We start from the raw sequence: 12,628 nt of genomic DNA, 5'->3' as shown, positions 1-12,628 counted from the left end.
TCCTCAGTCCGCGTTCCGGGTCAGCCGCAGGTACAGCGCGGAGAACGCGCCGAGCACTCCGAACAGCAGCACGCTCATCGCGGCGGCCAGGCCGAAGTCGTTGTTGACCGTGAACGCGTACCGGTAGATCAGCACCATCACGGTGATGGTGTCCGGGCTGGACGTGCCGGTGAGCTGGAACGGCTCGATGAAGACCTGCATCGTCGCGATGATCTGCAGCAGCAGCAGGACCAGCAGGACGAACCGCAACTGCGGGATCGTGACGTGGCGCAGCCGCTGCCAGACGCTCGCGCCGTCCAGCTCGGCCGCCTCGTACAGTTCGCCGGGCACGCCCTGCAGCGCGGCCAGGTACATCAGCGTGGCGCCGCCCATGTTCGCCCAGGTGGAGACCAGGACCAGCGAGATCATCGCGGTGCGCGGGGACTGGGTCCACTGCGACTCGGGCAGCCCCACGCCGCGCAGGACGGTGTTGAACAGCCCGTCGCCGGGGTCGTAGAAGTAGCGCCACAGCAGGACGCTGACGATCGGCGGCAGCATGACGGGCAGGTAGACCAGCACCCGGAACAGCCCGGTGAGATGACGGAACTCGTTGATCAGTACGGCCACCGCGAACGGCAGCGCGTACCCGAGGACGAGCGCCATGCCGGTGAAGACCAGCGTGTTGCGCCAGGCGGTCCAGAACAGCGGGTCGTCGAAGAGGGCCCGGTAGTTGTCCAGGCCCACCCACCACGGGTCGGTGACGAAGTTGACCTGCTGGAAGCTCAGCACGATGCCGCGCACCAGCGGGTACCAGGAGAACAGCGCGAAGCAGGCGAGGCCCGCCGCGAGGAAGGCGTACGCCAACAGGTTGTCCGCGGCCTTGCGGCGCAGGCGGGCCATCGGCTGCGTCACGGCTACCGGACCCCGGCCAGGATCGAGTTGACCTGCTTCTCGGCGTCGGTCAGGAGCTGGTCGACGTTCGCGTTCCGGTCGGTGAGCACCTTCTGCATCGCGACGTCGAGCACCGCGTAGATCTGCTGGGCGTTCGGGGGTTCCAGCTTGACCGGGACGCGGCCTGCGACGAACGGCGCGTAGTTCTGCTGCGGGACGTTCGCGTACTGCTTGTCGGCGGCGGCCTGCTTGGCGGCGGCGTCGCCGGTGTAGATGGCGGGTTCGGGCAGGCCGACGGGCTGCTTGGTCTCGCTGGCCCACTTGTTCTCGGCGGCGATGCGGTCGGGGGAGGTGAACCAGAACGTCAACCACTTCAGCCCGGCCCGGATCTTCTCGGGGCTCAGCCCCGCCTTGAACATGTAGCCCTCGCCACCACCCAGCGTGCCCCGGCCGTCCGGGATCGGCCCCAGGCCGTACGTCTGGTAGTCGCCCTTGTACTGGTTGACGATCGTGGGGATGTTGTCGGCGGTGGCCAGGTACATGCCGAGCTTGCCGCCGCCCATCATCTGCAGCAGGTCGGCCCATTCGAGCAGCTGCCTGCTGCCCATCGAGTTGTCCGTCCAGCGCATGTCCTTGAGCTGCTGCAGGACCTGGCGGCCCGGTGCGGTGTTGAAGGCGGCCTTCCAGGTGCCACCGTCGTTGACGGCGACGTCGCCGCCGAGCGAGTAGAGCTCCGTGGTGAAGTGCCAGCCGCCGGTGTTGCTCTTGCTGTAGTCGCCGTACCCGACGTGTCCGGCGCCGAGATCGGCGATCTTCTTGGCGGCCGTGCGCAGGTCGGCCCAGGTCGCGGGTGGGGCGTTCGGGTCCAGCCCGGCCTTGGTGAACAGGTCGCGGTTGTAGAGCAGACCCATCGAGTAGTTCTTGTACGGCAGGCCGTACGTGCCGCCCTTGCCGTCTTGGAAGACCCGCAACACCTCGGGCTTGATCTGGCTGGTGGCCGGGAAGTCCTTGAGGTACTTGCTGACGTCGGAGACCTGGTGCTTGGCGATCAGCCCGGCCGGGTCGGTGAAGTAGACGTAGAAGACGTCTTCGAGCTGGCCGCCCGCCAGCTTGGCGGGGAAGGTCTGCGGGTCCATCTTGCCCTCGCGGGCGTCGATCGTGATGTCCGGGTTCGCCTTCTCGAACTCGGCGACGTTGGCCAGGAACCGGTCGTGGTTGGCCTTCTCGGTGGCCGGGGGCAGGCCGTTGATCACGAGAGTGACCTTGCCGTCCTTCGTGGCGGGGGCGTCGTCGTCACCGCATCCGGCGGCGGACAGGCAGACACCGGCGGCGAGCAGCAGCCCGAGCGCGGCGCGCAGCGTGAACGTGGACATATGACATCGCCCTTTCGCAGGGGTGGGTGAGGCGTGGGGATGTGGAGGGGACGGGGGTTCGAAGCCCCGTATGTTTCGTGGCGATGACGATACAAAGGCGAACTGAACTCCGCAAGAATCGGATCAGAAGAAGAAAAAACACGACTGCAACGAGGGCCGGGAAGCAGTGAAGGGCGGGCCGGATCGGCCCGCCCTTCGGCGTCGATGAATGTCCTGCGCTGCGGGGCCTGCCCCCGGGGCGTCAGACCGTCCCGGGCCGCGGCCCGGTGGCTGTCGCGGGAACGCGCGCCGGTGCCCGGCCGGTGGAGCCGCGCACCACCAGCTCCGGCTCGAACAGCAGCTCGTCCGTGCTGGCCGCGCCGCCCTCGATCTGGTGCACCAGGACGTCCACGGCGGCCTGGCCCATCAGCTCGATCGGCTGGCGCACCGTCGTCAACGGCGGATCGGTGCAGGTCATCAGCGCGCTGTCGTCGAAGCCCACGACCGAGACGTCGTCCGGCACGGCCAGCCCCAGCCGCCGCGCGGCCCGGATGGAACCCAGCGCCAGCACGTCACTGGCGCAGATCAGGCCGGTCGCGCCGCGCTGCATCAGCCGGGTCGCGGCCAGCCGGGCGCTCTCCATGGAGAAGGTCGTGCGCTCCACCAGCGCGTCACGGTCGGCCTCGGACCAGCCCGCCACGGCCGACACGGCCGCCAACTTGCGGCGCGACGGCACATGATCCTGCGGCCCGGTGACCAGGCCGATCCGCTCGTGGCCGAGCGAGCGCAGATGACCGTACGCCTGCTCGACCGCGACCGCGTCGTCCGTGGAGATGTGCGGGAAGCCCAGCCCCGGCACGCCCGCGTTGACCATGACCACGGGCATGCGCCGCTCCCGCAGTTGCCGGTAGTGGCCGTGTTCGGCCTCGGCCAGCGCGTACGCGCCGCCCGCGAAGACCACCCCGGAGACCTGGTGGTCGAGCAGCATCTCGATGTAGTCGCGTTCCGGGACGCCGCCGATCGTGCGCGCGCACAGGGCCGGGGTGAAGCCGCGCTGCGCCAGCGACGCGGTCACCACCTCGGCCAGGGCCGGGAAGATCGGGTTCTGCAGTTCCGGCAGGACCAGGCCGACGAGGCGGCCACGCTCCCCGCGCAGCTTCGTCGGTCGCTCGTAGCCCAGCACGTCGAGCGCGGTCAGTACGGAGGTCCGGGTCGCCGCGGAGACCCCGCTGCGCCCGTTGAGCACCCGGCTGACGGTCGCCTCGCTGACGCCCGCCTTCTTCGCCACCTCGGCGAGACGCTTGGTCACGCGCGCAATCGTACGTCGGATTCTTGAAATTCTTGCAGCAAGGGTGGTCGGGTCTTGCAGTCGCGGCCGGTGAGCGGTCGCCCGGGAGTCCGCGGATTCGACGAGTGCCACGAATCAGGCCAAAATGGTGCGCTTGCCCCGGTCGGGGTGCGATGTTGGGACCAGGGGGAAGGGATGGTCGCTAAGCATGACCGACTGGGACATCACCGCCACTGACGAACAGCAGGACGAGGGCACATACGAGTACGGCGGCGCAGGCCGCGGCGACTCGGTACAGCGGCTCGCCGACGTCAGCAACACCATGGCGACCGCCACCAGGCAGGCCGTCAAGGCGGCCGAGATGGCCGTCGCCGTGATCCAGCGGCTCGACGCGAGCAGCACCGAGATCGGCAAGGTCGTGCAGCTGATCGCCACGATCGCCAAGCAGACCAACCTGCTCGCCCTCAACGCGACCATCGAGGCGGCCCGCGCCGGCGAGGCGGGCCGGGGGTTCGCCGTCGTCGCCAGCGAGGTCAAGGACCTGGCCAACGAGACCGCCACGGCCACCAACGAGATCGGCGGACAGGTCGGCGGCATCCGCGCGGACACCCAAAACGCCGTGTCCGCCATCGAGGAGATGCAGCACCTCATCGCCGAGCTGGACCGCTGCCAGCAGATCATCAGCGGCATCGTCGCCGAGCAACAGGCCGGCTGACCGGCGCGCTTCCCGCTTGTCGCGCCGCAGCCGGCGGGATCACCGGTACCCGGTCGCCCGGCGGGGCCGATGCGCGAGGATGGGGAGATGGCTCGACGTACCGCGCGCCACACCGCGCCCCGCCCGACCGCCGACGCCGCGCCGTGCCCGTGCGGGCTCGGCCTGCCGTACGCGCAGTGCTGCGGCCCGGCCCACCACGGACACGCCCCGGCGGGCGCCGAGGCCGTGATGCGCGCCCGGTACAGCGCATACGCCCGCGACGACGACGGGTACGTGCTGCGCTCCTGGCATCCCGACACCCGGCCCGCCGAGGTCGCGGCCGCCCCCGGCCCGACCTGGACACGTCTCGACGTGCTCGGTACCAGCGGGGGAGGGCTGTTCGACGCCGAGGGGGTGGTCGAGTTCCGCGCCCACTACCGCGACCACGGCCGCCCCGGCGAGCTCCACGAGCGCAGCCGATTCGTGCGCCACGACGGGCAGTGGGTGTACTGGGGTCCCGTCCTCGGCGACGGCGACCTCGCGCACCCCTGAACCATGTGATGTGCTGAGCTTGGGGCGAAGAAGATCGTCAGCACGACAAGGATCAGCACAACGAGGAGCCGTCAATGTCGACGCGCAGCCACGAGCGACCACTCGAGGACGAGATCGTCCGCGACTTCAAGGTCAACCTCTCGTACGGCAAGTACCTGCACCTGGATGAGATCCTGTCCGCGCAGCACCCCGTCAGCGAGCCCGTGCACCACGACGAGCTGCTGTTCATCCTGCAGCACCAGACCTCCGAGCTGTGGCTCAAGCTGATCCTGCACGAGCTGCGCGAGGTGCAGCGCCGGCTGGCCGCCGACGAGCTGCGCCCCGCCCTGAAGGGCCTGGCCCGGGTCAAACACATCCAGCACTGCCTCACCGAACAGTGGTCGGTGCTGGCCACCCTGACCCCGACCGAGTACGCCGAGTTCCGCAGCTTCCTGGGCACCTCGTCGGGCTTCCAGTCGTACCAGTACCGGGCGATCGAATTCACCCTCGGCAACAAGGACCGGGCGATGCTGTCGGTCTTCGACCACGACCCGGCCGCCCAGGCGATGCTCACCGAGGCCCTGGAAACGCCCACCGTGTACGACGAGTTCCTGCGCCTGCTCGCCCGGCGCGGCCACGAGGTGCCCGCGACGATCCTGGAACGCGACGTCACCGAGGGCTACCAGATGCATCCCGAACTGGTGCCGGTGTTCGTCAACATCTACGAAAACGCGGGGCAGCACTGGGAGGCCTACGAGGCCTGCGAGGAACTCGTCGACCTGGAGGAGAACTTCCAGTACTGGCGGTTCCGGCACCTCAAGACCGTCGAACGCACCATCGGCTACAAGCGCGGCACCGGCGGCTCCAGCGGGGTCGCGTTCCTGCGCAGGGCGCTCGACCTGACCTTCTTCCCGGAGCTGTACGCGGTGCGCACGGAGATCGGCGTATCCGGCGGGAACGACGCCCCATGACCGACGACCTGCTCGCCCGCGCCGAAGCCCTCGACGCGGCGGACCCCCTGGCACCCCTGCGCGCCCGCTTCGTCACCCCCGACGGCCACGACGTCATCTCCTACCTCGACGGCAACTCGCTGGGCCGGCCCCTGGAGGCAACCGCCCGGCTGATGGAGTCGTTCGTCCGTGAACAGTGGGCCGGGCGGCTCATCCGTGGCTGGACCGACGGCTGGCTGGAATGGCCCCAGGTCCTCGGCGACCGGCTCGGCGCGGTCGCCCTCGGCGCCGGCCCCGGCCAGGTGGTGATCGCCGACTCCACCACCGTGCTGCTGTACAAGCTGGCCCGCGCCGCCGTCGACGCCCAGCCCGGCCGCCGCCGGGTCGTCCTGGACACCGACAACTTCCCCACCGACCGGTACGTGCTGGAGGGCATCGCCGCCGAACGCGGGCTGGAGCTGGTCTGGATCGAGACCGACCCCGCCACCGGCATCCACCCGGGGCAGGTCGCCGCCGCGGTCGGCGGCGACACCGCGCTGGTGCTGTTCAGCCACGTCGCGTACCGGTCGGGGTGGCTGGCGGACGCCGCGGAGATCAACCGGATCGCGCACGCCGCCGGGGCGCTGACGATGTGGGACCTCAGCCACTCCGTCGGCAGCGTTCCGGTCGAACTGGACGCGTGGCACGCCGACCTCGCCGTGGGGTGCACGTACAAGTATCTGAACGGCGGGCCCGGCGCGCCCGCCTTCGCCTACCTGCGCCGCGACCTGCAGGACCGGCTGCGCCAGCCGATCTGGGGCTGGATGGGCCACCGCGCCTCCTTCCACATGGGACCCGGCTTCGAACCGGCGCCGGGCGCCCGCGCCCTGCTCAGCGGCACCCCGCCGATCCTGGCCATGGTGCCGCTGCACGCCAACCTCGACCTGCTGGCCGACGCCGGCATCGCCGCGGTCCGGGCCAAGTCGGTGCAGCTCACCGGGTACGTGCTGGAACTGGCCGACCGCTGGCTCGCGCCGCTGGGCGTCGAGGTGGTCAGCCCCCGCGAGGCACACCGGCGGGGCGGCCACGTCACGCTGTGCCGGCCCGGATTCGAGCAGCTGCTGGACGCGCTGTGGGGGCAGGGGGTGATCCCGGACTACCGCCGCCCCGACGGCATCAGGATCGGGCCCGCACCGCTGAGCACGAGCTTCGCCGAGGTGTACCGCGGCCTGTCCGTACTGCGCTCCCTGCTCGAAAAGCAGCGATGAACCCGGGTACCGAATGGCTGGTGGCCGAATCGCTGTGGTGGGACGGGCGGCTGCGGCACGGGGAGGCGTTGGAGCTGCACGACGGGGTGCCGGTCGCAGCGGTGCCCGCCGCGCGGGTGCCGTCGGGCGCGGACCGCCGGCGGCTGCCCGGGACCCTGCTGCCCGGGCTCTGCGACGCGCACGCGCACTCGGCGCTGGTCGACCTCGGCGCCGTCCGGGCGGGCGGGATCGCGGCGGTCTGGGACCTGGGTGGCGTACCGGCGGCGGTCGCCGCGCTCGCCGACCGGGCCGCGCGGCCCGGCTCCGGCCTGCCCCGGATCCGCCACGCCGGGCCGTTCCTGACCGCACCGGGCGGGTATCCCAGCGACCGGCCGTGGGCGCCGCCGGGAAGTTGGCGGGAGGTGCGCTCACCGGCCGACGCGGCCGAGGCCGTGGGGGAGGCGCACGCGGGCGGGGCCACGCTGATCAAGGTCACGCTGCACGCCGGAGGGCCGATGCCGTCGCCGGCGACGCTGACGGCGCTGGTCGACGCGGCCGGCGGGTTCGGCCTGCCGGTGGTCGCGCACGCCGAAGGGCCGGGTACGGTCGCGGCCGCGTACCGGGCCGGGGCCGGGGTGCTGGCCCACACGCCGTGGACGGAGGCGCTCGACGCGGGGCTGGTACGCGACTGCGCGGCGCGGATGACCTGGATCAGCACCCTGGACATCCACGGGTGGGGGTCGCCCGACCCGGCCCAGGAGACCGCGATCGGCAACCTGCGCGCCTTCCTGAGCCAGGGCGGCACGGTCCGCTACGGTACGGATCTCGGCAACGGCCCGCTGCCGCTCGCGGTCAACCCGCGCGAGCTCCGGGCCCTGCAGCGGGCCGGGATGAGCCCGGACGACATCCTGACCGCGATGACGGCCCCGGCCGCCGAGCCCTGCTGGATCCCCGGTGGCCTGGGCCTCGACCCGGACACCTTCGCCGACGTGCTGGCCACCGCGCGGGTGGTCGGCCCCGAGGTACGGCCCCGCGAATGAAGGTGGAACTGGCCGCCGTGGACCCGGCGGTGCCGCGGCTCACCGGGCGTCCGGCCACGTCGTTCACGCAGGTGCTGGCCGGGCTGGCCGTGCCGTGGCGCGGGCTCGGCCGGGTAGCCGGGCGGGTAGCCGGGCGGGTTCGGCCGTCAGCCCCGGCGGCGGGAGGGCGTCACGGTCCGGCCGTCGCGTGGTTGGCGGGCCGCCAGCGCCCGGGCGTGCTGGAGGATCGACAGCAGCGCGAGGGTGGCCTCGGCGCCCTGGTGGTGATCCGGGCCTGCCGGGGTCAGGGCGTCGTATCCGCCGCCGGTCAGCGGGTCGTACATCACCTTGCCGGCGTCGTTGGCGCCGAGGAACCACGTGACGGCCTGGAACAGCGGGACGTCCCAGCGGTCGTCGCCGGTCACGGCCACGGCGGTGGCGCAGGCGTCCGCGGTGGCGGCGACCTCGGCCGGAAGCTGGGCGCCGGGCGCGGCCGGTGGGTGGGCGGCGTGTGCGGTTCCGCCGCCCGGTGCCCCGGGGCGCAGGCCGCCGACCGGGACCGGGGACAGGTGTCCGTCGTGGTCCTGGATGTCGCACAGCCAGGCGAGCATCCGTAGGCCCTCGGCGAGCAGGGCCTCGTCGCCGAGCAGGTCACCGGCCGCGACGACGACCTCGGCCAGGGCCGGATTCGCGGCTGTCAGCTCGGGTTCCGGCCACGCCCACGACGGGTCCCCGCCGGGCAGGCCGACCACGGTCGCGGCGTCGGCCAGCAGGTCCGCCGCAGCGGTGGCGCGCGGGTCGGCGCGCAGCATCTCGGCGGCGCCCAGCCCGGCGAGTGCCATGGCTCGCGGTTGAGGCGAGCGCAGGTCCGCGCCCAATCGGAACGCGTCCTGGGCGCCCTGGCGGATCCACGGCACCGGACTGCGGGCCGCGGCGGTGCCCAGGCCCCACATCGCGTGGCCCCACGGTTCGCCGGTCGACGGCTCGTCGAGCCAGTGCCGGTCGTAGCCGAGGCGACCGCGGAACGCGCCGTCCGGGGCCTGCGCGTGCAGGAGGAAGGCGAGATAGCGTTCGGTCAGGCCGACCAGCTGAGCGCTCGGGCGCGGGTCGCGGCTCGCCACGAGCAGGGCGCGGGCCGCGTCGGCCACGCGGTAGCCGTACTCGCGGCGGGCGATCGCGGTGTGGGCGTGCCCGAGCAGACCCGTGTCGTCGGTGAGCCGGGCGATCTGCGCCCAGCTCGGTGCGGGCGCGTCGGCAAGCCGGACCGGCGGCGGCACCAGCCGCAAGGTCTGCGCGGGCATGACCGGCCTCCCTGCTCGGCGGCTGCCTCCCCGCAGCACGGATGGGCGCGGTCCACCTCGCGACAACGAACCGGCCGGTTCCGGCATGACCGGGAGTACCGTGCGGACCGCGGGTCACGAGGGCATGTGGAACGGGCACACGTCCTCGGTCCCTCGGCGACGGTAACAAGCGGGACGCGGGTTCCGGCTCGTTCGCGGAAACCGGCCGGACCGGGTTGCCCCGGTCTTGTTCGCCGCACGGACCGCCTGCCGGCCTAGCCCTGTGGCCGCGCGCAGAGGTCGAACGGGTGGCCGCCCGGGTCGAGCAGCACCCGCCACCGCTGCGGCTCCGGCTGCGCGTCGGGCTTGCTGGCGCCGAGCGCGAGCGCCTGCTCCTCGGCCTTGTCCAGGTCGTCGACGTACAGGTCGAGGTGGAAGCGCTTCGGGGTGGTCTCGCCCGGCCAGCCGGGCCCCGCGTAGCCGGGCAGCCGTCCGAACCCGATACTCATCGTGCCGTCGCTGACCATCGCGTAGTCGTCCGCGCTGTGCACGACCTCCCAGCCGAGGAGCCGGGAGTAGAAGGAGGCGAGCGCCGCCGGGTCTGCGGCGTCAATGTTGATCATGGCCAGGGTGGCGATTCCCGACATGCCGGGGACCTTTCTCCGACGGGCGACGCCGTTCGTCGCCGACATCGCCGATCCTGCCCCAGGGGTCCGACAACTTCGGGCCGTCAGGAAGCGGCGCCGGGTTGCTGCTGCGCGGCCAGCCACCCGGCCACCTGGGCGCGGGAGGTGAAGCCGAGCTTGCTGAGGATGTTCTCCACGTGCCCCTCGGCGGTGCGCTGGGCCACCACCAGCCGGGCCGCGATCTCCCGGTTGGTCAGGCCCTCGGCGATCAGCGCCGCGACCTCCCGCTCGCGGCGGGTCAGCCCGAAGTCCGCACCGGCCGGGGCGTCGGTACGCGGCATCGGCACCCGGCCGGGCTGCTCCAGGGCCGCCGCGACCGCCTCCGCCGGGGTCCACTCGGCGCCGCGGCGCAGCGCGGCCTCGAACGCGCGCCGGCCCAGGCGGCCGCGCACCGCGGTGGCGCACTCGTCGTGGAACTCCTTCAGGCTTCGGAACGACGACAGCGAGGTGTGCATCGCCCGCCACATCCGGTCCGACGCGCCGAGCAGTTGCGCCGCCCGCTGGTCGCGGCCCTCGCTGCCGGCGATCCAGGCCAGCGACTCCAGCGACAGGCCGACCGTGAACTGCTCACCCGCGACGAACCGCTGCACCTCCAGGCTCTCCTTGGCCGCCTCGCTGGCGCCCGCGTCGTCACCGGCCCGCCAGCGCAGCACGCTCAGCGCCCACAGCGCGAACGAGCGCCACCACACCTCGCCGCTGGCGGCGCCCATGTCCCGGCAGGCGACCAGGTCGGCGTATCCGTCCGCCGGGGATCCGGTGAGTCCGCGGGTCAGCCCGAGCACGGCCAGCGTCCACATCTGCCCGCTGCGCCCGCGCAGCTCGCGGAACAGGCCCAGCGCCTGTTCGAACAGGGGCAGGGCGGTCGCGTGGTCGCCCGAGAAGAGGGCGATGTTGCCCTCCACCAGCGGGATGTACGCCAGCTCCACCGAGCGCGGCAGTTGTTCGGCCAGCTCCCGGGCGTCGGCCAGCAACGCCTGGGCCCGGTCCCGGTCGTCCTGAATCGTGGCGATCCAGGCGGCGACCCGCAGGGCCTTGACCCGGGTCCAGTGTCGCGGCGCGGGCATGGCCAGTGCCCGGTCGAGCCAGTGTCGGCCCTCGGACAGGAAACCCCGGACGAACCAGTGGTTCTCCAGGTCGGCGGCGAACCGCAGCGCCCGCTCGGCGGGGCCCGCGGTCACCGCGTACTCCAGTGCCACCCGCAGGTTGGCCTTCTCCTGGCGCAGCCGCAGCATGAGCGCCGCCTGGTCGGGGCTGACCCAGTGCCGGTCGCCGTACGCGGCGAGCTCGGCGAACCACCGGCAGTGCCGTTCCGTCACGGCCCGCTGCTCACCCGCCTCGGCGAGTCGCAGGGCGCCGTACTCGCGCACCACCTCGAGCATCCGGTAGCGGGCCCGCTGGCCGTCCCCGCTGCGGCTGAGCACGGACTTGTCGACCAGCGACGCGATCAGGTCGAGGATCGACTCGGCGGGCAGTTCGTCGTCCGCGCAGACCTGCTCGGCGGAGTCCAGCTCCAGCCCGCCGGAGAAGACCGAGAGCCGCGACCACAGCGCCCGCTCGGCGGGGGCGCAGAGGTCCCAGCTCCAGTCGATGAGTGCCCGCAGGGTCTGCTGGCGTGGCGGCGCGTCGCGGGTCCCCGAGGTGAGCAGCCGGAACCGGTCGGTGAGCCGGTCGAGGAGCTGGTCGAGGGAGAGCACCCGCAGCCGGGCCGCGGCCAGCTCGATCGCCAGCGGTACGCCCTCCAGCGCCTGGCAGAGCCGGGCGATGGTGGCGCAGTTGCCGTCCGTGACCGCGAAGGCGGGGTCGGCGGCGGTGGCGCGCTCCACCAGCAGGCTGGCCGACTCGTACCGGTCCAGTTCCCCGGCGGTGCAGGGGGTCTCCGGGTCGGGCACGGACAGCGGTTGCACGCTCAGGGTCGCCTCGCCGGCCAGCCGCAGCGCGTGCCGGCTCGTCGCCAGTACGCGCAGCTCAGGGCAGGTCCGAAGCAGCGTCTCGGTCAGTTCGGCGCAGGCCGCCACGAGCTGCTCGCAGTTGTCCAGGATGAGCAGGATCCGCTGGTCGGCCAGGAACTCCGCGAGCCCGGGCGCGCCCGGGCCGACCGCCTGTTCGCGGATGCCGAGCGCCTCCGCCACGGCGACCGCCAGCAGGTCGGGATCGCGCAGCTCGGCGAGCTCCACCAGCCACACGCCGTCGGGGAACGCGCGGCGCATCTCCGCGCCGACCCGCAACGCCAGCCGGGTCTTGCCGACCCCGCCCGCGCCGGTCAGGGTGACCAGCCGGCTGCTGGACAGCATGCGGCGGACCAGCGTCACCTCCGCTCGGCGGCCCACGAAGCTGGTCACCTCGGCGGGCAGGTTGCCCAGGAAACCGCGCGGGGTCGTGGCGGTGCTCATAGGAGCACCGTAGTGCCGTACCGGGCGGTCGCGGCGAGCGGATCGCCGCGCCGCGGCCGGTTTCGGCGCTGCTCGCGCCGGACGCCCTAGCCGACGGCTGCGGCGAGCTTGCGTACGGCGGGGCGGTGCGGGTCGACGACCGTGCCGTCCGGCAGGATCTCGCCCGTGTCATCGAAAGTCACCACTCCGTTACAGAGCAGGCTCCAACCCTGCTCAGGGTGAGTGGCCACCGCTCTCGCGGCGTGGTGGTCGGGGTCGGCCGCGCGGGGGCAAGGCGGCGCGTGGTCACACATGTCAGTCCCTCCTGCCTGCAACCATGCGCTCCCGTCCGGGGAACGGACA

General features: G+C 72.6%; 12 protein-coding genes. 5 read left to right on the top strand and 7 right to left on the bottom strand.

Annotated elements, in window-relative coordinates:
- Positions 1-3 precede the first annotated feature (3 nt).
- The 3 genes from EV385_RS04835 to EV385_RS04825 all read right to left on the bottom strand — a co-directional run bounded on the left by EV385_RS04835 (position 4) and on the right by EV385_RS04825 (position 3,531).
- Positions 4-891, bottom strand: coding sequence for a carbohydrate ABC transporter permease (locus EV385_RS04835; RefSeq protein ID WP_242624705.1), 888 nt, complete (start codon positions 889-891; stop codon positions 4-6).
- 2 nt (positions 892-893) lie between these two features.
- Positions 894-2,243 (bottom strand): ABC transporter substrate-binding protein, encoded by a 1,350-nt coding sequence (locus tag EV385_RS04830; RefSeq protein WP_130508359.1) that lies wholly within the window; start codon positions 2,241-2,243, stop codon positions 894-896.
- A 241-nt stretch (positions 2,244-2,484) separates the two neighbouring features.
- Positions 2,485-3,531, bottom strand: a complete 1,047-nt coding sequence (locus tag EV385_RS04825) for a LacI family DNA-binding transcriptional regulator (RefSeq protein ID WP_130508358.1) — start codon at positions 3,529-3,531, stop codon at positions 2,485-2,487.
- Positions 3,532-3,718: 187 nt separating this feature from the next.
- Here EV385_RS04825 and EV385_RS35600 point away from each other — a divergent pair, with 187 nt between their 5' ends.
- The 5 genes from EV385_RS35600 (at position 3,719) to EV385_RS04800 (ending at position 7,951) form a co-directional block, all read left to right on the top strand.
- Positions 3,719-4,225 (top strand): methyl-accepting chemotaxis protein, encoded by a 507-nt coding sequence (locus tag EV385_RS35600; RefSeq protein ID WP_130508357.1) that lies wholly within the window; start codon positions 3,719-3,721, stop codon positions 4,223-4,225.
- Between the two features lie 87 nt (positions 4,226-4,312).
- The gene (locus EV385_RS04815) at positions 4,313-4,756 is read left to right on the top strand and encodes a YchJ family protein (protein WP_165449392.1); all 444 of its coding nucleotides are present in this window, start codon (positions 4,313-4,315) and stop codon (positions 4,754-4,756) included.
- 74 nt (positions 4,757-4,830) lie between these two features.
- Complete coding sequence (kynA, locus tag EV385_RS04810; protein WP_130508355.1) at positions 4,831-5,706, top strand: tryptophan 2,3-dioxygenase; 876 nt, start codon at positions 4,831-4,833, stop codon at positions 5,704-5,706.
- Positions 5,703-6,932, top strand: a complete 1,230-nt coding sequence (gene kynU, locus EV385_RS04805) for a kynureninase (RefSeq protein WP_130508354.1) — start codon at positions 5,703-5,705, stop codon at positions 6,930-6,932. The genes kynA and kynU overlap by 4 nt, the downstream gene beginning before the upstream one ends.
- Positions 6,929-7,951: an amidohydrolase family protein gene (locus EV385_RS04800; protein WP_130508353.1), complete on the top strand. Its 1,023-nt coding sequence runs from the start codon at positions 6,929-6,931 to the stop codon at positions 7,949-7,951. The genes kynU and EV385_RS04800 overlap by 4 nt, the downstream gene beginning before the upstream one ends.
- A gap of 146 nt (positions 7,952-8,097) precedes the next feature.
- On the opposite strand, the gene EV385_RS04795 is transcribed toward EV385_RS04800, so the two are convergent.
- The 4 genes from EV385_RS04795 to EV385_RS04780 form a co-directional block, all read right to left on the bottom strand.
- On the bottom strand, positions 8,098-9,231 hold the full coding sequence (locus tag EV385_RS04795; protein ID WP_130508352.1) for a glycosyltransferase: 1,134 nt from the start codon (positions 9,229-9,231) through the stop codon (positions 8,098-8,100).
- 254 nt (positions 9,232-9,485) lie between these two features.
- Entirely contained in the window at positions 9,486-9,857 is a 372-nt protein-coding gene (locus EV385_RS04790; RefSeq protein ID WP_130508351.1) for a VOC family protein, read from the bottom strand.
- A gap of 83 nt (positions 9,858-9,940) precedes the next feature.
- A complete protein-coding gene (locus tag EV385_RS04785; protein WP_130508350.1) occupies positions 9,941-12,286 on the bottom strand; it encodes an ATP-binding protein in 2,346 nt (781 codons plus the stop codon).
- A gap of 86 nt (positions 12,287-12,372) precedes the next feature.
- On the bottom strand, positions 12,373-12,579 hold the full coding sequence (locus tag EV385_RS04780; protein ID WP_130508349.1) for a DUF5999 family protein: 207 nt from the start codon (positions 12,577-12,579) through the stop codon (positions 12,373-12,375).
- Positions 12,580-12,628 lie beyond the last annotated feature (49 nt).

This window comes from Krasilnikovia cinnamomea, from assembly GCF_004217545.1.
GTDB classification, from domain to species: Bacteria; Actinomycetota; Actinomycetes; order Mycobacteriales; family Micromonosporaceae; genus Actinoplanes; species Actinoplanes cinnamomeus.
Note: the sequence above shows the minus strand (reverse complement) of the source record. Positions and strands in the feature narration are given on the sequence as shown.

What these genes read in the sequence shown, in the direction of transcription:
- EV385_RS04795 (WP_130508352.1), bottom strand. Translation starts at nt 9,231, where the DNA reads ATGCCCGCGCAGACCTTGCGGCTGGTGCCGCCGCCGGTCCGGCTTGCC.
- kynU (WP_130508354.1), top strand. Translation starts at nt 5,703, where the DNA reads ATGACCGACGACCTGCTCGCCCGCGCCGAAGCCCTCGACGCGGCGGAC.
- EV385_RS04800 (WP_130508353.1), top strand. Translation starts at nt 6,929, where the DNA reads ATGAACCCGGGTACCGAATGGCTGGTGGCCGAATCGCTGTGGTGGGAC.
- EV385_RS04790 (WP_130508351.1), bottom strand. Translation starts at nt 9,857, where the DNA reads ATGTCGGGAATCGCCACCCTGGCCATGATCAACATTGACGCCGCAGAC.
- EV385_RS04830 (WP_130508359.1), bottom strand. Translation starts at nt 2,243, where the DNA reads ATGTCCACGTTCACGCTGCGCGCCGCGCTCGGGCTGCTGCTCGCCGCC.
- EV385_RS35600 (WP_130508357.1), top strand. Translation starts at nt 3,719, where the DNA reads ATGACCGACTGGGACATCACCGCCACTGACGAACAGCAGGACGAGGGC.
- EV385_RS04785 (WP_130508350.1), bottom strand. Translation starts at nt 12,286, where the DNA reads ATGAGCACCGCCACGACCCCGCGCGGTTTCCTGGGCAACCTGCCCGCC.
- EV385_RS04815 (WP_165449392.1), top strand. Translation starts at nt 4,313, where the DNA reads ATGGCTCGACGTACCGCGCGCCACACCGCGCCCCGCCCGACCGCCGAC.
- kynA (WP_130508355.1), top strand. Translation starts at nt 4,831, where the DNA reads ATGTCGACGCGCAGCCACGAGCGACCACTCGAGGACGAGATCGTCCGC.
- EV385_RS04780 (WP_130508349.1), bottom strand. Translation starts at nt 12,579, where the DNA reads ATGTGTGACCACGCGCCGCCTTGCCCCCGCGCGGCCGACCCCGACCAC.